Here is a 19,724-nt window from a genome sequence, read left to right on the forward strand (position 1 = left end):
TGCATTTATTCTAACAAGGGAGGCTGCTTTTTTCGAGGCATAGCTATAAGCTTTTTGGAACCACACGCCTAGCGTGTGGTATTCTGCAGATGCAAAAAAACAGGGCGCGATTGCTCGCGCCCTGACAGGTATGCTTGAACGATATTAGAATTTAACGTTAACGTAAGCGTTAGTATGAGCATCCAGGTTGTCGAAGTCTTGATGTTTAACAGTCAGCACTGCGTTTTTACCAAGAGCTCTGTCATATTGGTATTCCATGCCTTTAAGGGCAACAGATCCGAAGCTGTTGATATCGCTAGTGATATTGGAGTATGCGTTTACGATACCAGCATCAACATCTCTGTGCATTACGGAAAGACCAAGTTTGTCAAATTTCACGCCATAAGCTTGAGCTTTCAGGTCGTCTTGTTTGAAGTATTCAGCTACAGCACTTACGTTTTTCGCCAGTCCGAAGGTAGCGTTAGCACCGTATACTTCGGTATCATCAGTATCATTTTTCAGGTAGTCAGCAGTTAATTTCGCACCCAGGATGTCATGTTTGTATTCTGCGCCATAGAAACGGTCTTTGTTGCTGCTGGAATCTTTGAAGTTACCAGCAAACAGTTTCAGATCGCCAGCTTTGGTTGCAATGGCATTACCTTGAGTATCCATGAGGAAACCGGAACCAAGTTTCACGTCTTGACGACCAATAGTGGTGTCCAGGCCAAGAGCATTGAAGGAAACGTTGGCAGTGTCAAGTTTGATACCGCTGTTGCTGTCGTCATAAGCAATGTTACCGCTGGTTACACGGGCATTGAACTTCATGTTGTCATTGATTTTGCCATCAAAGCTTACACGGGCACGGAAGTCAGTGTTATCACTGTTGTTTTCAACAGCACCATAACGGACACGAGCGTCACCGGAGATTTTAACCATTTTGTCTACTTGGTCTTGCAGGCCGTCAACTTTTACACCAAGAGTAGTCAGTTCAGTACCGAACTCTTTGGACAGTTTATCAAGAGTTTCTTTTTGATCAGCATTTACACTCTTAGTCATTGCTTTAGCAATGATTTGAGCCATTTCATAACGGGTAACGGTTTTGTCGCCACGGAAAGTTCCGTCGCCATAACCATCAACTACACCAGCTTGAGCAAGTTTGTTTACAGCGTCATAAGCCCAGTGTTTAGCAGGAACGTCAGCAAAAGGATTAGCGAAGGCAGGAACCGCGAAGGCCACAGTTAAAGCAGTGGTAACAGCGACTTTTAAAAGTCTTTTTTTCACGATGGAATCCCCCTTAAAATGTTTGTTTTTCGCGGGTGTTTTTCACCAGCATGCCGATTGGCTTCTTTCTTCTCCGCCAGGGGGTGTCGACGGGAGTTTCCACGTTTCCTCCACTCTACTTCCCTTCCGGCAGAAAGGTTATTAACCTCTCATTATGCCCCTGCCGCTTTTCGCAGGTTTTTCTTATGTTTACATAATTCTACGTTTCTTTTTAAAGTCCTGCTTTTTAGGAACTAGTACTTATTGGTAATTCCTTTATTATTGTGCAGTGACTAATCAGTCACGTAGTTTCAAAAAAATATGCTAGTTAACATATTCTTTTGATATTCTAGTAATTCTACAAGACTAAGGAGATTCCTTCTTTTAAAAACTGGTACTTTATGTTAAGGAGTGTTCGTCCTTTTGTCATCGCCACAAACGGACCAAAAGGTCTAGGCCTGTCTTCCAATTGCCTTGGCAAATCACCGGCTTACTAAAGTCTGATTCCAAGGCTATTTCCGTACAGGTCTTGATTTTTTGGTACTTTTGCATCAAGGCAAAAGTACAGAGCCGTTACTTTTACCTCAATTAGCCGAAAAAGCCCAACTCCTCATAGCTGCTTCAGCACAAAAATAACGCCTATAGGAAAACACCCGGTTTCATACTTTTGTCATTGCCACAAAAGTATCCAAAAAGGCTAGGCCTGTCTTTCAATACCCTTGGAAAATCGCCAGCTTACTAAAATTCGTAAACTCGCTATCGCTCAAACAGTACGAATTTCTTAACGTAAACTGACGATTTCCCATCCTGCGGACCGGCTATTTCCAGAAGGGCCAAAAAGAACGAAAACAAGGAGCAAACGAAAACCAACTGTGACTCCCCCCTTTTTCGTCCCAAATACAAAAAAGACTCCAGCAGAAAGTCCTGCTGGAGTCATATAACCTAATCTTTATTGAACTGCTTTCACCCGAATCGTAATTTTTAACGGACCGGCCGTGTGAATGTCATCTGTCGTTACAGCGGCAATCTCTACTTTGCCATTAAACCGTTTGACTTTATTAATTGTCTCAAACAACTGCGACCCACTCATTGCACCGACTGTTCCTTGTATCGGATCAGGCAGAATACCCTCTTTAATTGCTTCGGTGTTCACTTTCTGCAGGAAGAGCAGTACAGCCTCTTCCGCATGCTGATTATTTTTGCCGGCATCGAATACTTCGGAGTAAACAACTGCACCGGCATCGTAGACTAACTTATTGGGGAAAAGATCGATCCGGCTGATGGTCGGCTCTCCATAGATAGTGTTGCCGGCGGCAGTGATGCGTACGATAATGCTGCCTGGTGTAGAGGAAATGAGCGATGCGGCCTGCTGATAATCATTTTTGGAAACCCAGAGCACCTCTAAATCGCTTTGGACACCGAGTTTATCGGTAATACTGCGATTCGTGCCATAAATGATCTGACTGAGTGCCTGCTCGGTCTGCTCTTGGGACAAACCGCCCTGCACAACATTCGTCGACAGCACTTCTCCGGCACGGAAGATTACGACACCCTCGCGTACCACTTCAATTCCCTTTTTCAGGTTGACTGCCAGTTCATTTAAGCGGTCAACATCACTTTGCAGCGAAACTTTTGCTTCATTTAAGGAAGCAACCCGTTTGTCGAGTTCAGCTTTCGTTGTTTGCAGCGCACTGATTTCTTTTGTTGCTTTTGTTAAATCACCTTTAGCGGTTGTATAATCGGCCTGGACCTTGGACAGTGCCGCAATGGTCCGGTCCCGTTCATCCGTTACCTGTGACAACTCATCGGTAATTTCAGCTAATTGCTTCGCTGATTCCTTGACCCTGACATCCAGCGTTGAAAACTCGGCAATCTTGGCTTGCAAAGCGGCCCGGCTGGTTTCCAGCTCATTATTCTTTACTGCAACCTCCTGCGAGAGACGAGCAAGATTATTTTTTAACGCTTCCATGCCGAAAAGGGCTGTCCGGACATCCCGTGAGGTTAATGACAAAATCCCCAGCGTCGAAGCGGCAATCAAAATGCCTGTCACAATCGTGACAATAATAGAAGTATGTTTCGGCCGGAGGCCGAACATGCTCAACTTCTTTTTCCCTACTTTGGTACCCAGTTTATCGCCGATATAAGCAATAGCACCGCCCATGACGGCAAGGACAGCAATAAGCGCGAGGCCATACATAGTCTTCCCTCCTTTCCGGAGAAATGTTTAGTATATTTTAGCGGGAAGCGCGGCGGATCAGATAGATACCGGCAATGATACCAACAACGTTTGGTATCCAGGCGGCAATAAAGGCCGGAATGGTTCCGCCCTGACCAAGAGCGGTGGTTATGGTCATAAACGAGTAGTAAATGAAGATAATGATAATACTAAGACCGAGACCAATAGAAGAACTTGATCTATGCGGCTGCAGCCCCAGCGGCGTCCCGATAAGGGCAAAGACGAAGCTGGCAACCGGAATCGTGATGCGTTGGTGCAGTTCGATCTCATATTTGCTTGTTTTCACATATTCAGCCTGCAGAATCTTAATCTGCTGCTTGAGTTCCTTGATCGTCATCTCTTCCGGTTTCTTTTGTTCGCGGCTGATAGCAGTCGGCGTCTTGCTGAGCGGCATGACTTGCTGCTCGAACTTCATCGTCCGCTCCAAACCGCCTTCACCGGAGAGATCATAAATAATCCCCGAATACATCACCCATTGATTATTCTTCCACAAAGCCTTTTCAGCGTTTTCCACTCTTACCAGTTTTTCATCCTGAAACTCCTGAATGGTCACGGCCTGCATGGTGCTGGTAGTTTCATCAAATTTCCGGGCATAGGTGAGGCGCTGAATAGAGCCTTCTTTGACATCTTTGATAACAATATGCTCTTCCGACTTCGGCGAATTATTGCGCTCAATTTCATAGCGGAGTACATCTTGGTAAGCAGCATTAGCCTTAGGCACCACTAATTCATTAAAGGTAACTGCCATAAGACTGACCAGTAAGGCAACAACAAAAACAGGTGCCGCCAGCCGGTAAAAACTCAAGCCTCCCGAACGCATCGCCGTAATTTCACTGGAACCGGACAGCCGGCCAAAGGATAACAGTGAAGCCAGCAGCATCGACATCGGAAAGGTCAGAACAATAATGGACGGCAGACTGAGAAAGAAGAGCTTCGTGACCGAAGTCAGTGATGCGCCGTATTTGGAAATATACTGGGCTATGCGAAATAGCGTTGAAGTCCCGATGAACACGCTGGAAAAAGCGCAGATACCAAAAATGAAAGGTCCAAGCAGCTCTTTTACTATATATTTATCTAAAATGCGCATGAAGTTCTCCTACTCTGAAGTTATAGGTCGCATTATTTACAAGGTGAATTTATCTCCTAAATAAAACTTACGGGCAATTTCACTGTTAGCAATCGTTGCACTGTCACCGGAGATGAGGATTTGACCCTCATTGAGAATATAGGCTTTATCAACAATACTAAGGGTCTCGCGAACATTATGGTCGGTAATCAAAACACCAATGCCTCTGTCTCTAAGATAGCTGATAATACTCTGAATGTCGGCTACCGCAATAGGATCAACACCTGCAAACGGTTCATCGAGCAGGATAAAGGTCGGATCAGTAGCCAGGCAGCGGGCAATTTCCACCCGCCGCCGCTCACCGCCGGATAATTCAGAGCCTTTGCGCTTGCGGACATGGGTTACATGAAACTCTTCCAGCAGACCTTCCATCTTCGCTTTACGCTCCGCTTCCGTCAGTGAAGTGGTTTCTAAAATAGCCATGAGATTATCTTCTACCGACAATTTACGAAAGATGGATGCCTCTTGGGGCAGGTAGCCAATACCGTAACGGGAACGCTGATACATCGGCATCTGCGTAATATCCTCGCCATTAACGGAAATATGCCCGGAGTTAGGCCGCTCAAGCCCGACAATCATATAAAAGGTTGTTGTCTTGCCAGCACCATTCGGACCTAGCAGCCCGACAATCTGGCCTTTCTCCACCCTAAGGCTTACGCCATTTACCACATTACGGTCTTTAAAGGTTTTGACCAGATCTTTTGTTTCAATATACATAAAGTTAAAACCTCGGCTCTAAAAGTATGGGGACTTACAAGATGAGATTGCCGCGTCGCTATGCTCCTCGCAATGACACATGCACTTACCTACTGAGGAGTTATAACTAGCTTGGTACGGCCCTGTGCATTCAGCGCTTTTTCACCAAGGAGAATTGTCAGCGTATTGCCGGTCAGTGTATTGCCTTGTTGGACGGCTCGGGCGTTGCCGGATAATACAATCTTACCTGGCTCTGCGTTACCGCTGGTATAGGCAGCCTGATCAGCCGTTGCCTCTACTTGATGCGTATCGCTGACGATGTGAACACCGCCGGTACCGACAGCCCGGTTCTCACTGATCCAGCTTTCCAGCTGAGGCGCTGTCATAACCGCATCACTTGTTGTCAAACGGGCACCACCAGATAGCAGTGCATAGCTTTTGTCCGAATAATAATCAAGCTGAGCTCCGGTTAGGCGCTGATCGGCCTTGACCAGCACAACATCCCCGGTAGCCGTCAGATGATTACCGTCAAGGGACTGTACTTCGTCCGCCGTCAGGGTAGCCTGATCCTGCACGACTTTCACGCCGCCGCTCAATACCGTTTCGCCGGTATTAGCATTATAGCGGACTGCATAGCCGGTCATAACTGCTTTATCACGGACAATACGCACGCCCCCCTGGGCGACTGCCACGCCCTGAGTTGAGTCGTATTCAATGGTATCCGCCGTTAGTTCTACGGAAGGGCTGCTGCCTGCCGCATAGAGGCTGGCCGATCCCAACGAGCAGAAAATAGCAAGCGCATATACAATCAATCTCTTCTTCATTGGGATTTCCCTCCCCGCAGTACCTTGGCGTTCCCGGTTATTTTAAACTTCGTTAATGTTGTATCGCTTTCCAAATTATCACCGCTTAAGACTGTACCCTGCTGAGTTACCGACACTCCGCCGGAACCGAAAATCCGGCTTTGCTGTGAGTTATACCGCAATTGCGCAGCTTCTAAACGCGCGCCATCACTCGCGGTGGCTACAATCTTTCCGTCCATCATAATATCCTTTGTTGTGGCATCTAAGGTACCCGTAAGGGCTGCCATCTCCAATTTACCACCGGAAGGCTGATAAAAAACACCCTTCAGGTTATGCAGCGTGACTTGCTTCGTAGCTGCATCGACTTCTATATTTTCGGCACTGAGCTCCCATAAACGTTTTCCGTCCCGTTCTTCAACAATCGAACTGCCCGAAAACGTTACATTTGCCGGCAGACTGTCCTTTTTCTCTACTGCCGGAACTTGAGGCGGTAATGGCTCGTCTTTGACGAAATACCACACCCCGGCAGCCAGGAACAATACAACACCGGCGATAGCCAGATATGTGGTTTTCTTCAAATTGCTTCACCTGCCATCGGAGGAGATTTCGGCACCTCGTGATTGTCAATTTTGGTATTCCAGCGTTTTTGAAACCATAACCACTCGTCCGGGTAGGTACGAATGACTTCTTCGGTAATTTGCGTCATCTTCAAGGTGAGTTCGTAAATATCGCGATCTTCATTGCCGGTATCCTGATAGTAAAATGGTTCATAGAGCAGTACCCGGTGACCGCCTTGTGGCTGTCGAACAATAAAAGCAGGTACAACAGGCGAATGAAAGCGCTTGGCAAAAACAGCCGGCCCCATTGGCGTTGATGCCAGCTTACCGAGAAACGGCAACGCAATGCCGCTTTCACCAGCATCCTGATCGGCTAAAAAGCCTAATATTTTTCCTTTTTTCAGGGCTTTAGCCGCTCCTACTAATTCAGAGCTGCCCCGGGCAAAAACTTCGATCCCGGCATTTTCCCGGTATTCATTCAAAATACGGGTATGCTGGTCATTAGGCTGTCTTTTTATCACGGTGGTCAATGGCAAGCCTGCCATTGCCAGAACAGCTCCCAGCCATTCCCAGTTGCCGATATGGGCGGTAAGCAGGACAACGCCCTTCCCTTCTTGCAGGGCCTCATCCAGGTAGTGACGGTTTTCAATGGTAATATATTGCTCAGCTTTTGCCGGAGTAAGCGCCGGCATATACATCACTTCCAAAAAGGTCTGTCCCAGTTTCACAAACAAACTGTCAATGATCCGTTCCGCTTCCGCGGGACCAACTCCCAGACTTTCCTGCAGTTGTTCCAGAGCACGTTTGCGCTGCCTGCCGGCAACCCGGGCATATACCGGTCCCAGCATCCGTCCTAGAAAAAGGACGGCACGATACGGCAGCAGGCTGATCAGGCGGCTAAACAATTTTAGTAAATGATAGGTCATAATTGTGCACATACTCCTCTCTACTAGGGTCGGCTGCCGATAAGCGGCGCTAGCGTTGTTGCGGCATTGACGGCGATCCTCACCATACCGCCAGTATGCCTCCGGTCCCCGCCAATGCCACGCCTAGCTATGCTTGCTTCTCGGCAGCCTTGGCTTAGAGGCAGGAAAGGGGCACGGTGTAACGCGAGGGCATTGCATTGCTTCGCTCGCAATGATGAGGCCTGGGCTATTGTTGGGCGTCTTGTTTACCAGGGAGCAAATAGGCCTCTACTACGGCTTCCCATTTGCCCTGGGACTTTAAAATCAGCTCAATGACTTCGCGTACAGCCCCGCGGCCGCCTTCATGACTGGTAACAAAATGGGCCCTCTGTTTTACGTCCGGTACGGCGTTGGCAACTGCACAGGCCAGGCCGGCCTGGCTCATCACCGCCAGATCATTCAGATCATCACCTACATAAGCCACTTGTTCAGGCAAAAGACTGTGTCTGCTCAGCAGTTCCTGGAAGGCCTGCACCTTATCCATGGCTCCCTGATACACATCGCCAATCTTGAGTTCAAGGACGCGGCGGCGAACCATTTCCGTTTCCCGCCCGGTTATAATAGCTGTCTTGAGCCCGGCCTTATGAGCGGCAGTAATTCCTAAACCGTCCTGAGTATGAAAAACTTTCATTGCTTCGCCCTCAGAACCAAAGACAAGCTGGCCATTGGTCAATACACCATCTACATCTAAAATGAGCAGGGCAATTTGTTTTGCCCGCGCTTCATACTCCATTATACCACTCCTTGGCGTAATAAGTCAGTAAGGTGAATGATTCCAATTGCCCGGAACTGATCATCAACTACCGGCAATACGGTAATCGGACGCGGTTTATTTTTTTCCATGAGGTTAAGCGCCTGAGCCGCTAACCTGTCTTTCGTAATGGTTCGCGGGGTTTTGGTCATGATTGTTTCTACCGGGCGGTCCAGAAAATCATGGCCTTTTTCCAGGCCTCTACGGATGTCACCATCGGTAACAATTCCCAGAAGTCTGCCTGCCTTATCCACTACCGAAGTAACGCCTAAGCCCTTGGCTGTCATGACAAATAATGCCTCTTTGACTAATCTGTCGGCCAGAACGATCGGATTATCTTCACCGGTATGCATAACATTCTCAACCGTTAATAACAATTTACGACCTAAGGAACCACCAGGATGAAACAGAGCAAAATCTTCCGGCGTAAATTTCCGGCTCGACAAAAGGGCTACTGCCAGAGCATCGCCCATGGCAAGTGCAGCTGTTGTGCTGGCAGTTGGGGCGAGTCCCATCGGGCAAGCTTCTTTCTCTACCGCCACATCCAAAAATACATCCGCATTCTGGGCCAGTGTGGACTGCTCCCGGCCGGCCATGGCAATAATCCGGGCACCGATTCGCCGGATAGCAGGTAAAATGCCGATTACTTCTGCAGTTTCCCCACTATTGGATAAAGCGAGAACAATATCTTCACTGGTAACCATCCCTAAATCACCATGGATACCTTCAGCAGGATGGAGAAAAAAGGATGGTGTACCCGTACTGGCCAGTGTGGCAGCAATTTTTTTGCCGATTAGGCCCGATTTGCCCATGCCCGTAACGATTACCCGGCCCTGGCCTTGCAGTATGAGTTCGACGGCAGCAGTAAACTGCCCGTTGATCCGTGGAATCAGTGCTTCAATTGCTGCCGCTTCTGCAGCAAGAACCTGGCGTGCTTGTTCAATAATCACAACAGCATCTCCTCCTCTCGTTAGTCGCTTTTCTGCAAGATGAGATCGCCGCGTCATTGCGACTGGAAAGCAGTGCAATGTGACAATCTCATGTTTTATAAGTGATAAAGTTTATTTATGCTTGCGCACAACTTGATCAAGCGCAATTAAGTCCTTCAGCAAATCTTCCAGTTGATTAATATACAACATATTTGGGCCGTCCGACAGCGCTTCGGCCGGATTATCATGCACTTCCATAAACAGCATATCTACCCCGGAAGCGACTGCAGCACGGGCAAGGTTAGCAACAAATTCACGCTGACCTGTAGATGTAGTGCCGGCACCGCCAGGCAGCTGTACACTGTGCGTTGCATCAAATACGACCGGATAGCCAAGTGAACGCATGATCGGTAAAGAGCGCATATCGACTACCAGGTTATTATAGCCAAAGCTAAAGCCCCGCTCGGTGAGCAGGATTTTTTCATTTTTCGCTTCGAGAATTTTGGAAATTACATTTTTCATATCCAGCGGAGCCAGGAACTGACCTTTTTTTACATTTACCACACGTCCGGTCAACGCTGCCTCGTAGACCAAATCAGTTTGACGGCACAGAAAAGCAGGAATTTGCAGAATATCCAATACTTCTGCCGCTGCTTCCACCTGGGTAACATCATGAATGTCACTCACTACCGGAACGGCCAGTTCTTTTTTAATATGCGCCAAAATACTAAGGCCTTCTTTTAATCCAGGACCGCGAAACGAATTAAACGATGAGCGGTTCGCTTTATCGAAGGAAGCTTTAAAAATATAAGGCATTCCCAATCTCTCAGCAATTGCTTTGACAGCTTTACCGATTTCCAGGGTACGCTGGGCATCTTCAATTACACACGGTCCGGCAATCAGCGCGATAGGCTGCTGCCCCCCTACTGTAGCGGGTCCGATTGATACATGTTTCATTTGTTGTCCCTCCTTAATAGCTCATTCACTTTTTCCAGATCTTCGGGAGTATCTACGCCGATCGATTGAAATTCAGTTGTTAATACTTTTATACGGTGTCCATATTCGAGCGCCCGCAATTGCTCGAGGGATTCCGACCGCTCCAGCGGCGTCGGCTTCAGCGCGGCAAAAGTAAGCAGAAATTCCCGGCGATACGCATAAATGCCGATATGTTTATATACCGGCAGTTCTTCCACGTAAACCCTGGGAAACGGAATCAGCGACCGTGAGAAATACAGTGCATAGCCGTTGATGTCGATTACAACTTTAACAGCACCGGGGTTGGCATACTCACTTTCGTCCATCACATGGGCCAGCGTTGCCATGGCAAGTTCAGGCGCACCATCAAAGGCAGCAGCCAGTCTGTCAATAACTTCCGGTGTGATTAGCGGTTCGTCGCCCTGAACATTAATAATAATGTCATAGTCGGCATTTGCTCGCGCGACTTCTGCTAAGCGGTCGGTACCGGTAGGATGTTCCGGTGAGGTCAGCATCGCTTGGCCACCGAAGCCCAGTACGGCATCATAGACCAGTTTATTATCCGTCGCGACCAGCACTTCCTCCGGACGCTTTGCCTGACTGGCCCGCTCGTATACATGCTGAATCATTGGTTTGCCGGCAATCATTGCCAGCGGTTTGCCCGGTAGACGGGTAGAGGCATATCTGGCAGGAATGACACAAAGAAATTTCATCAAAACCACCTCTATTTCAGGGTTTCTTCAATTAAATGCATAAATTCTTCATAGCCGTCCAGAAAGCGCACTTCAATTCCGAGCACATAGACAGGCAAGGGACGGTGGGAGTGGATAAATTCGGCCGGAATTTTCACTGCATCTTTTTCTGTCGTCACAAGCGCAGTCGCACCTTTTTTTACGGCTCGCTCCATTGCCCATTGCATCTCCGTCATGGTGTAATGATGGTGATCGGGAAAGCGCAGCGAGTCGATTACATTGACTTCAATGTCGGCAATTGTCTGTTCAAAGGAGGAGGGATTACCGATTGCTGAAATAGCGGCAACTGCCTGTCCCCGAACGTTTTCCAAAGCGATCCCGCAGTCACGTACCCCTTTATACCAGCTCTCGATCTCAATAAACCACCGTGGGCGATGAATGCTTTCTACAACCAGCGCTTTATCATTATACCGAGCCAAGGTGTCGCGAATAGAATCACGGTCATTATCCGTTGACTGGTCCACTTTGGTAAGCAGGAAAGCATGTGCCCGGTTCAAATTGCGTAAAGGCTCCCGCAGCGTTCCTCGCGGCAACAGACAGTTATTGCCAAAACGGTTAAGTGCATCAATGAGTACAATATCCAAATCCCGGGCCAGTTGCCAGTGCTGGTAAGCATCATCGAGAATAATGACCTGCGCATTCAGTTGTTTTACGGCATATTCGCCGGTCACTGCCCGCTCTTTACCAATCACGACAGGAATACCCGGCAGGCTTTTAGCCAAAAGATAAGCTTCATCACCCGCTTCGGCAGCAGTCATATATATTTTTTCGCCATCGGACACTAAACCAATGTCTTCTTGCCAGGTAGCCCGGTATCCCCGGTTAAGAATCACCACCCGGTATCCCATGTCACGGATTAAAGTGGCCAACCGTTGTGCTGTTGGTGTCTTGCCGGTTCCGCCGACCGTAATATTCCCCAGGCTGATAACATGGCAGGGCAGCTTATGCTGCTTTAATATCCCCCAGCGGTACATAGAGAGTTTGACATTGACCCCCAAGGCATAGACCGCCGAAAAGATGCGAAGCACCATCAGGATGAGGATTGGCAGCAGCCCCCGCCGTTCACGGTGGATTACCCGATATAAATATGTTTGTATTGTTTCGCGTAGGCGCATGTTTCGTTCCGCCTTCTATAAGTTATTCGCTTTTTCTAAAAGCTGTTTTAGTTGAAGGGTATTTTTATGGGCAGCTCCGCGATTTTCTTCAATAATTGCCCGGGCATTCTTGCTCATTGTTTCACTTAGCTCTTTGTTCTCAAGGACAGCTAACAGTTTATCGGTCAGCAAAGCCGGATCTTTTGCAGTAATACAGGCCTTGCGATCGGATAAGAGAGCATAAATATCTTTAAAATTAAACATGTGAGGACCAACAACAATCGGCTTGCCGTGCGCTGCCGGCTCAAGGATATTATGTCCCCCCTGCGGTATAAGACTGCCGCCGACAAAAACAACATCGGCAATACTGTATACCCGCCCCAATTCACCAATCGTATCCAGGATAACGGTATTATGACCGCCAGCATTTTCTTTTTCCAGTTTGCTGCGCTTAACAGCTCTATGACCGGAGGCAGCTGCCATACTGACTAACTCATCAGCGCGCTGGATGTCACGAGGTGCTATTACCAGGCACGCCTGCGGAAAGCGGTTTCGTATTTTGCCAAAGGAAGTAAACAGGCTTTCTTCTTCGCCCTTATGAGTACTTCCGGCAATGATGATCGGTCCCTGCCCGGCAAAGCCGTACTGACTGATCAGTAATTTCTGTTCGCCCTCACTAACATCGGTATACGTTTGATCATACTTCGTGTTGCCCGTAACCATCACTCGCTGGGGATCTGCTCCTAGTTTGATGATATATTGGGCATCAATGGACGATTGCATGCAAAACTTTACAACAGTTTGCAGCATGTCCTGCAGCACGCTGCCCAGATAGCGGTAATTGCCAAAGCTTTTGTCGCCAATCCGGCCATTGACCATCATTACCGGTATCCCTGCTTTACGGGAAGCCTTAAGGAAATTGGGCCACAACTCGGTTTCCACCAGGAGAAAGGCCTGTGGCGCGATTTTCTTTACGACATGGCAGCTCAGCCAGGGCAGATCAAGCGGGAAAAAAATAACCCCATCCGCCTCGGGAATAATCCGCTTGGCCATATCATAGCCGCTTGCCGTTACCACGGAAATAACAACAACGTTGTCCGGCATTTCTTTTTTTATCTCTTTAACCATGGGGCTGGTGGCTACAATTTCCCCGACAGAAGCAGCATGCAGCCAAATGGCATTTTTATTAGCCACTTTTGCTACCGTTTCCGATGGCAGCCAGCCAAAGCTTTGCTTCAGCCGCTCACCAAACCCTGCTTCCCGGATCAGCCGGTACAGGAAGACTGGTGCAGCCAGTACTACCAGAACCAAAGCCAACAGGTTGTACAACAGATGCATATTCATCCCTACTTTTTTCGGTTCTGCTCTTACGCTTCTCTAAACTGGACCTGATACAAAGTGCTGTACAGGCCGCCAGAGGCAAGCAGCTCGCTGTGCGTTCCCTGCTCCACAATGCGTCCTTTGTCCAGGACAACGATCATATCGGCCCGCTGGACGGTAGATAGACGGTGGGCTATAACAAAAGAGGTTCGGCCGATCATCAGCTTATCTAAAGCCTGCTGGACCAGCTTTTCGCTTTCCGTATCCAGCGCCGATGTCGCTTCATCTAGAACTAGAATGCGCGGATCTTTTAAAATTGCTCTGGCAATGGAGATTCGCTGTCTTTGCCCGCCGGAGAGCTTTGCACCCCGTTCGCCAATTTGCGTCTGGTATTTATCAGGCATTTTGTCAATAAAACTATGTGCATTAGCCGCCTTAGCAGCGGCAACCACTTCCGCCTCGGTTGCATCAAGGCGTCCATATAGGATGTTATCGTAAACCGTGCCGTTAAAGAGCACCGTTTCCTGCGGTACTATCCCAATTTGCTGGCGAAGCGACTGCATGGTAACTGCGCGAATGTCTTTACCATCAACCAGAATACGGCCCTCTGTAACCTCGTAAAAGCGGGGCAGCAAATTGGCAATGGTCGTTTTCCCTGCCCCACTTGGACCGACAATTGCAACAGTCTGTCCCGGTTTTACTTCCAGTGATACCTCGCGCAGTGCATATTGTCCGGAACTATATGCAAAACTTACCTGCTGCAGCGTAACACGACCTTCCACTACCGGTAGATCTACTGCACCCGGCATGTCTTTTATATCCGGTTCGGTATCCAGTATGTCAAATACCCGCTCGGCCGCAGCCAGCGACTTTTGAATATTGCCATACACCTTACTTAGCCGTTTTACCGGATTGGACAGATTAACCACATAGATTAAGAATGCAATTAACGCTCCTGAAGTTAAATTACCATTAATTACCTCCATACCACCATACCAGATAATAACGGTTACACCGATAGCACTCAAAAACTCGATTACCGGTGTCAAAGTTGCCAATAGTTGCGATGTTTTCATTTGAGCCCGGAAGTTAAAGAAGTTTTCCTGCTTAAATCGGTTTGTTTCGTAGTCTTCCCTGGCAAAGGATTTAATGACGCGGATACCAGAAATCGTTTCCTGTAAAATAGCGGTAATGTCAGCCGTCCGCTCTTGTAATACTCGACCGGCCTGTCGCAGCTTCTTGCCAAATGTATTAATCGCATGCAACACCAAGGGCATCGTGATTAATGTCAGCAGTGATAGTTTCCAGTGAAGGAAAAACATAGCTCCCAACGAGCCAACTAGAATCATTGCTTCCGTAACCAATTCAACCATGCTTTCGACAAGTGCCGCCTGCAATGCGGAAACGTCATTCGTTACTGAGCTCATAATAGCACCAGTCTGGCGCTTATCGAAATAACCAAGCGATAAACGCTGCAATTGCCGGTAAACGGCTTCCCGGATATCAATAATGACTCGCTGCCCGATATAGGACATCAAGTACGTCTGTCCAAAGAAAAAAATCCCTCTCAGGAAAAAGATCAATAGTATTCCGGCGGCAATGATGTTCAGCATGACCATATCCTTATTGATCAGGACCTGATCAATAACATCTTTAATAATCCAGGGTACCGCTAAATTACCGCCAGCAGCCAGGACAATACAGACAACAGCGGCAATCATGCGCCCCATGTATGGACGGACATAGCTAATCAGGCGTTTATACGTGTCCATTCTGAGCAACCTCCATAATTACCTGCGCCACCCGGTTAACAGCTCCTGTTTCCCCAAGCTTTTCTTTCACTTCGGCTAAGTCAGTCAAAGCTTGCTCACGAACCGTCTGATCGGTCAGCAAAGCAATGGCATGACTGGCAATATTGCCGGGAGTCACTTCGCTCTGCAATAATTCCGGCAGAATCCGACGACCGGCGATAATATTAGGCAAGCCAATATCAGGAATTTTGACCAGCAATTTCCCCAGAAGATACGTCAATGTTACCACGCGGTAAACAATAACGGTTGGCACTTTCATCAATGATGTTTCCAGCGTAGCCGTTCCAGAAGAAGCAATTGCCAAATCACAGATATTCATTAAATCATAATTATTCCCTGACGTCAGGATCACGGGAACTTTGTATTTATCAATAATTGTTTGCAGCATTTCCCGGGAAATTGTCGAAGCTACCGGTAAAAAAAACTGGCAATTCGGCACCTGTTCGACAATTCTCTCCCCTGCTGCCAGCATGTCCGGTAATAAGCTGGTAATTTCTTGTGTACGGCTGCCTGGCATAAGCAATACATGATAGTGGTCAGGCAAGGCGGCAAAATGCTGCAGCGCCTCATCGCGTTCCATTGAAGGCTTAACAATATCAAGCAACGGATGGCCTACAAAGGTAACATTCGCCCCTGCTTCGCGATAGACATCCGCTTCAAAGGGAAAAATAGCAGCTACCCGTTCTACAATTTGGGCCACTTCTTTCGCCCGGCCTTTGCCCCAGGCCCAGGCGGACGGACTAATATAAGAAACTACGGGAATTCCTTTTTGCCGGGCAACCTTGGCCAATTTCACATTAAAGCCGGGATAGTCAATAACGACTAATACGTCGGGCCGTTCCCGTTCCATATAGTCGCTCAGAAAATCACGCAGTCTAAACAGCCTGCGTAAATTTTTAATCACTTCGACAATGCCGATAACACCTAAGTCAGCAATATCATAAATAATTTCCACACCGGCGTCGCGCATGGCCTGTCCGCCCATGCCGACAAGCTGCACATCAGGCTGAATCAGTTTAAGAGCGTTGGCTACACTGGCGCCATGTAAATCACCTGAAGCTTCGCCGACAGAGATCATAATTTTCATATAAAAGACCTCCTGGTTTGGATGTGGGAGGATGACAAAAAAGGGGGGCCATTCGCAGACCTCCCTTTCTCTATTCTACCATGGCTACAATCGTTATATTATTATTATCGGCTAACGCAAGCACATTATGCCGGTCAACCAGCAGGGTCTTACCAGCTTCAATGACCAGTGCAGTTGCATCTGCCTCAATCATTGCCTTAATAGTATCTATCCCTACTGCAGGTACGTCAAACCGCAAATCCTGATCAGGTTTGGCAACTTTCGCCACGGTAACACTGCCCCGTCCAAGCTGACCACCCCTTAGGATACAGGCATCAGTACCCTCTATTGCTTCAACTGCCATTACAGCCTTATTCTTAACAACCACCGTCTGACCAATATCCAGCCCGCCGATTGCTTTCGCCATGGCAAAGCCAAATTGCATATCCGCTGTTTCTGCAGTCGTCGGCTGACGTTTGCTGAGAACTCCCGGCGCAGGCATTAATTGACGGATAAACGCAGTCTGATCGAGTACGCCTATCCCAGCGGCAGCTAGCTCGCGAACGATAGCCAGCATAATCGTATCATCACTTTGATCAGGCAGCTGCATTAGCAGCTGTTTCATGCGATCATCTAAAGCTACCGCACCGGCAAATAACAATTCTTTCGTTACCTTGCCGATCATGGTCACTTGGGTTACCTCAGCCTGCTGTAAGGTAGTTATAATTTTGTTTAATTCTCCTGCACTGATTACGTGCAGCGTATCTGCAGCATCGGCCAGATCTGATTCTACTCCCGGGACAACAGCAATAACAGTCACGGCAAAGCCCATGCCGCGAGCGGCACGGGCAAATTCCACCGGTAACCTGCCAACGCCGGCTAACAAACCAATTTTTTGCATCTGAATCACCTATATTTTAGAATACCCGATTCTGCCTTATTTTACTTAAAACACACGTATTTTAGTCTGCGCTGTCTTTACGGCTGCGGCAGATGCCCCGTTCAGCATTACGCAGGAAACGCAGCAAATGTTCAACTTCTTCGCAGGATTCCAGTTCCTGCTCCATTACGGCAATCGCCTGTGCTAAATTGAGACCGGAACGATACAAAATCTTGTACGCTTTTTTGAGATTACGGCGAGTTTGTTCGCTTAAGCCTGAGCGGGATAAGCCAACGTTGTTCAAACCGGCAACTTTTGCCGGATGACCATCAACAATAACAAAGGGTGGAACATCCTGCACTACTTTCGAGGCTCCGCCAATCATGGCATTACGGCCAATCTTAACAAACTGGTGAACACCGGCTAAGCCGCCAATAACAGCACGGTCTTCTACAATAACATGACCGGCAAGCGTTGCTGCATTGGACATAACCACATGATTGCCAACGATACAGTTATGAGCTACGTGCGTGTAAGCCATCAGCAGGCAATTGGAACCAATCCGCGTTTCTTCCCCCTCACCGGTTGCCCGGTTAACGGTGGCAAATTCGCGAATCTTGGTATTGTCACCAATAAAGACATAGCTTTTTTCACCACGGAATTTTAAATCCTGCGGCTCAGCCCCTATAGAGGCGCTAGGGTATATCACACAATTCTTGCCAATACTTGTCCAGCCGTCAACGACGACATGAGCACCAATCTTGGTACCGTCTCCAATAAGGACGTTTTCGCCAATTACGGCATATGGGCCAATCTCCACATCCTTACCCAGACGGGCAGCGGGATGGATGACGGCTGTTTCGTGTATTTTACGAATTGATATTACAACCGCTTCTGGTTTCATGGGAATTTCACTCCTTGCTACTACAGCTAAATTTATCTGTGGGGACAGCTGCTTACCAGTCTTGTCACCAAGCTGTCAGGCTGCCAAAATCGGATTTATCGTGGTCTTCATCGATTCTTTTTATATAATCCGACTGTTCAGTCGAATATTCGCGGCTTTTTTTTTGCTAAATTCGACTGATTTTTCGTTTATTTCGTCATTATCTTTATTTATTACCGGGTAATGGCCTATTTACGCCTCTTTTTGTGGCAATAGGGCAAAAAGAAATTCTCCTTCGGCTACCAGTTGATCATCAACATAGGCTTCGCCCCATACTTTCCCCATGGAACCGCGTAGTTTAATAATCTCGCCGACCAGACGAAGCTGATCACCAGGTACAACAGGACGACGAAATTTAACGCGGTCAATGCCAGCAAAAACCGCTAATTTGCCACGGTATTCTTTGGGGTACAGCAGCGCAATCCCACCAACCTGGGCCATTGCTTCAATCAGCAATACACCGGGCATAACCGGCTCACTCGGAAAATGGCCTAAGAAAAAGTTCTCATTAATTGTTACATTTTTTATGCCTACTGCTCTTTTTAATGGCTCTAGCTCAATAATTCGATCTACCAACAACATTGGATAGCGATGGGCAATGATTTGTTGTATTTCAGTTACTGATAACACCATGGATGCATTCTCCTCCTCAACTATATGCTTGCAAGTATTTCTTTAGCCAGTGCCGTATTAAGCGCATGGCTGGATTTAACGGCAATTACGTGACCGCTCACTCTTCCGGCAAGGGCCAGATCACCAACAATATCTAATATCTTATGCCGCACCAGTTCGTCTGGGAAGCGCAGCGGTGTCAAAGCTTTCTCGTGATCATATACCACTGCATTTTCCAGGCTGCCACCCAAAGCCAGCCCCTGGGCCTGCAGCGCCTCCACTTCATGCATAAACCCGATTGTCCGTGCCGGTGCCAATTCATGGATAAAAGTTTCCGGTGTAATTTCATAATCACCGAATTGTACACCTAACTGGGGATGGGGGTTAATCGAAGTAAAGGTAATCCGAAAACCATCGTAAGGCAAAATGGTGATAAATTTATCATCCTGACGGATTGTCATTTCTTTGGTAACGGCATATTGTCTGCGCTCGGCAGCTTGCTCCACTGTACCAGCCTCTTGAATCAGGCGAATGAACGGCAGGGAACTCCCATCCGCTACCGGCGGTTCGACAGCAGTAATCTCGACCAGGCAGTTATCTAGTTTCATTGCATAAAAAGCGGCCAGAAGATGCTCTACAGTAAATACCTTGGCTGCCCCTGCTTCCAATGTGGTAGCCCGCATAGCATTCGTTACATTACAGGCTGTAGCTGCGACGCGCGGCGCTCCGGGTAAATCAACTCTGGCAAATACAATACCTGTATTGACAGGTGCTGCCTTCAAGGTGATGGTGACATCTTGGCCGGAATGAAGTCCGATACCGGTGTATGTTACCGTGGCGGCCACGGTTGTCTGGTACTCTGTCATGAGGTTCCTCCTTGCGATAACTCTCATCTATTCTACAAAAAAATACCTGTTCCTGCAAGCATAATCGTATCACAGAAGGGAAAAAGTGCAGACTTTTCGTGCA

Annotated in this window: 19 protein-coding genes; all 19 read right to left on the reverse strand. The window is 47.9% G+C overall.

Features of this window, described 5'->3' with window-relative positions:
• Positions 1-144 precede the first annotated feature (144 nt).
• The 19 genes from EV210_RS20280 to lpxC all read right to left on the reverse strand — a co-directional run bounded on the left by EV210_RS20280 (position 145) and on the right by lpxC (position 19,621).
• Positions 145-1,260, reverse strand: a complete 1,116-nt coding sequence (locus EV210_RS20280) for an S-layer homology domain-containing protein (protein WP_132083188.1) — start codon at positions 1,258-1,260, stop codon at positions 145-147.
• Between the two features lie 928 nt (positions 1,261-2,188).
• Positions 2,189-3,436: a DUF3084 domain-containing protein gene (locus EV210_RS20285; RefSeq protein WP_132083189.1), complete on the reverse strand. Its 1,248-nt coding sequence runs from the start codon at positions 3,434-3,436 to the stop codon at positions 2,189-2,191.
• A 37-nt stretch (positions 3,437-3,473) separates the two neighbouring features.
• The gene (locus EV210_RS20290) at positions 3,474-4,562 is read right to left on the reverse strand and encodes an LptF/LptG family permease (protein WP_132083190.1); all 1,089 of its coding nucleotides are present in this window, start codon (positions 4,560-4,562) and stop codon (positions 3,474-3,476) included.
• Positions 4,563-4,598: 36 nt separating this feature from the next.
• Positions 4,599-5,318, reverse strand: a complete 720-nt coding sequence (gene lptB, locus EV210_RS20295; RefSeq protein ID WP_132083191.1) for an LPS export ABC transporter ATP-binding protein — start codon at positions 5,316-5,318, stop codon at positions 4,599-4,601.
• 89 nt (positions 5,319-5,407) lie between these two features.
• Positions 5,408-6,121, reverse strand: coding sequence for an LptA/OstA family protein (locus EV210_RS20300; protein WP_132083192.1), 714 nt, complete (start codon positions 6,119-6,121; stop codon positions 5,408-5,410).
• Positions 6,118-6,678: an LPS export ABC transporter periplasmic protein LptC gene (gene lptC, locus EV210_RS20305; protein ID WP_132083193.1), complete on the reverse strand. Its 561-nt coding sequence runs from the start codon at positions 6,676-6,678 to the stop codon at positions 6,118-6,120. Before lptC ends, EV210_RS20300 begins: the two co-directional genes overlap by 4 nt.
• Positions 6,675-7,583 carry a lysophospholipid acyltransferase family protein gene (locus EV210_RS20310; RefSeq protein WP_132083194.1) on the reverse strand — a complete coding sequence of 303 codons (909 nt, stop codon included), beginning with the start codon at positions 7,581-7,583 and terminating at the stop codon, positions 6,675-6,677. The genes lptC and EV210_RS20310 overlap by 4 nt, the downstream gene beginning before the upstream one ends.
• A gap of 226 nt (positions 7,584-7,809) precedes the next feature.
• On the reverse strand, positions 7,810-8,355 hold the full coding sequence (locus EV210_RS20315) for a KdsC family phosphatase (RefSeq protein WP_132083195.1): 546 nt from the start codon (positions 8,353-8,355) through the stop codon (positions 7,810-7,812).
• The gene (locus EV210_RS20320; RefSeq protein ID WP_132083196.1) at positions 8,355-9,323 is read right to left on the reverse strand and encodes a KpsF/GutQ family sugar-phosphate isomerase; all 969 of its coding nucleotides are present in this window, start codon (positions 9,321-9,323) and stop codon (positions 8,355-8,357) included. The genes EV210_RS20315 and EV210_RS20320 overlap by 1 nt, the downstream gene beginning before the upstream one ends.
• A 111-nt stretch (positions 9,324-9,434) precedes the next feature.
• Complete coding sequence (kdsA, locus tag EV210_RS20325) at positions 9,435-10,259, reverse strand: 3-deoxy-8-phosphooctulonate synthase (RefSeq protein WP_132083197.1); 825 nt, start codon at positions 10,257-10,259, stop codon at positions 9,435-9,437.
• On the reverse strand, positions 10,256-10,990 hold the full coding sequence (gene kdsB, locus EV210_RS20330) for a 3-deoxy-manno-octulosonate cytidylyltransferase (RefSeq protein WP_132083198.1): 735 nt from the start codon (positions 10,988-10,990) through the stop codon (positions 10,256-10,258). Before kdsB ends, kdsA begins: the two co-directional genes overlap by 4 nt.
• 11 nt (positions 10,991-11,001) lie before the next feature.
• Positions 11,002-12,144, reverse strand: a complete 1,143-nt coding sequence (gene lpxK, locus EV210_RS23165) for a tetraacyldisaccharide 4'-kinase (protein WP_243650649.1) — start codon at positions 12,142-12,144, stop codon at positions 11,002-11,004.
• A 15-nt stretch (positions 12,145-12,159) separates the two neighbouring features.
• The gene (locus EV210_RS23170; RefSeq protein WP_243650650.1) at positions 12,160-13,461 is read right to left on the reverse strand and encodes a 3-deoxy-D-manno-octulosonic acid transferase; all 1,302 of its coding nucleotides are present in this window, start codon (positions 13,459-13,461) and stop codon (positions 12,160-12,162) included.
• A gap of 29 nt (positions 13,462-13,490) precedes the next feature.
• Positions 13,491-15,215 (reverse strand): lipid A export permease/ATP-binding protein MsbA, encoded by a 1,725-nt coding sequence (gene msbA, locus EV210_RS20340; RefSeq protein WP_132083199.1) that lies wholly within the window; start codon positions 15,213-15,215, stop codon positions 13,491-13,493.
• Positions 15,202-16,341 (reverse strand): lipid-A-disaccharide synthase, encoded by a 1,140-nt coding sequence (lpxB, locus tag EV210_RS20345; protein ID WP_132083200.1) that lies wholly within the window; start codon positions 16,339-16,341, stop codon positions 15,202-15,204. The genes msbA and lpxB overlap by 14 nt, the downstream gene beginning before the upstream one ends.
• 70 nt (positions 16,342-16,411) lie before the next feature.
• On the reverse strand, positions 16,412-17,221 hold the full coding sequence (locus EV210_RS20350) for an LpxI family protein (RefSeq protein WP_132083201.1): 810 nt from the start codon (positions 17,219-17,221) through the stop codon (positions 16,412-16,414).
• Positions 17,222-17,282: 61 nt separating this feature from the next.
• The gene (gene lpxA / locus EV210_RS20355; RefSeq protein ID WP_132083202.1) at positions 17,283-18,104 is read right to left on the reverse strand and encodes an acyl-ACP--UDP-N-acetylglucosamine O-acyltransferase; all 822 of its coding nucleotides are present in this window, start codon (positions 18,102-18,104) and stop codon (positions 17,283-17,285) included.
• Positions 18,105-18,335: 231 nt separating this feature from the next.
• On the reverse strand, positions 18,336-18,776 hold the full coding sequence (fabZ, locus tag EV210_RS20360) for a 3-hydroxyacyl-ACP dehydratase FabZ (RefSeq protein WP_207900795.1): 441 nt from the start codon (positions 18,774-18,776) through the stop codon (positions 18,336-18,338).
• Between the two features lie 20 nt (positions 18,777-18,796).
• Complete coding sequence (gene lpxC / locus EV210_RS20365; protein ID WP_132083203.1) at positions 18,797-19,621, reverse strand: UDP-3-O-acyl-N-acetylglucosamine deacetylase; 825 nt, start codon at positions 19,619-19,621, stop codon at positions 18,797-18,799.
• Positions 19,622-19,724: the final 103 nt, after the last annotated feature.

Source organism: Anaerospora hongkongensis, assembly GCF_004339805.1.
Lineage (GTDB): Bacteria > Bacillota > Negativicutes > Sporomusales > DSM-15969 > Anaerospora > Anaerospora hongkongensis.

Excerpts from the sequence above, each read along its gene's own strand:
- EV210_RS20285 (WP_132083189.1), bottom strand. The coding sequence starts at position 3,436 with ATGTATGGCCTCGCGCTTATTGCTGTCCTTGCCGTCATGGGCGGTGCT.
- EV210_RS20290 (WP_132083190.1), bottom strand. The coding sequence starts at position 4,562 with ATGCGCATTTTAGATAAATATATAGTAAAAGAGCTGCTTGGACCTTTC.
- lptB (WP_132083191.1), bottom strand. The coding sequence starts at position 5,318 with ATGTATATTGAAACAAAAGATCTGGTCAAAACCTTTAAAGACCGTAAT.
- EV210_RS20300 (WP_132083192.1), bottom strand. The coding sequence starts at position 6,121 with ATGAAGAAGAGATTGATTGTATATGCGCTTGCTATTTTCTGCTCGTTG.
- EV210_RS20310 (WP_132083194.1), bottom strand. The coding sequence starts at position 7,583 with ATGACCTATCATTTACTAAAATTGTTTAGCCGCCTGATCAGCCTGCTG.
- EV210_RS20315 (WP_132083195.1), bottom strand. The coding sequence starts at position 8,355 with ATGGAGTATGAAGCGCGGGCAAAACAAATTGCCCTGCTCATTTTAGAT.
- kdsA (WP_132083197.1), bottom strand. The coding sequence starts at position 10,259 with ATGAAACATGTATCAATCGGACCCGCTACAGTAGGGGGGCAGCAGCCT.
- kdsB (WP_132083198.1), bottom strand. The coding sequence starts at position 10,990 with ATGAAATTTCTTTGTGTCATTCCTGCCAGATATGCCTCTACCCGTCTA.
- lpxK (WP_243650649.1), bottom strand. The coding sequence starts at position 12,144 with ATGCGCCTACGCGAAACAATACAAACATATTTATATCGGGTAATCCAC.
- EV210_RS23170 (WP_243650650.1), bottom strand. The coding sequence starts at position 13,461 with ATGCATCTGTTGTACAACCTGTTGGCTTTGGTTCTGGTAGTACTGGCT.
- msbA (WP_132083199.1), bottom strand. The coding sequence starts at position 15,215 with ATGGACACGTATAAACGCCTGATTAGCTATGTCCGTCCATACATGGGG.
- lpxB (WP_132083200.1), bottom strand. The coding sequence starts at position 16,341 with ATGAAAATTATGATCTCTGTCGGCGAAGCTTCAGGTGATTTACATGGC.
- EV210_RS20350 (WP_132083201.1), bottom strand. The coding sequence starts at position 17,221 with ATGCAAAAAATTGGTTTGTTAGCCGGCGTTGGCAGGTTACCGGTGGAA.
- lpxA (WP_132083202.1), bottom strand. The coding sequence starts at position 18,104 with ATGAAACCAGAAGCGGTTGTAATATCAATTCGTAAAATACACGAAACA.
- fabZ (WP_207900795.1), bottom strand. The coding sequence starts at position 18,776 with ATGGTGTTATCAGTAACTGAAATACAACAAATCATTGCCCATCGCTAT.
- lpxC (WP_132083203.1), bottom strand. The coding sequence starts at position 19,621 with ATGACAGAGTACCAGACAACCGTGGCCGCCACGGTAACATACACCGGT.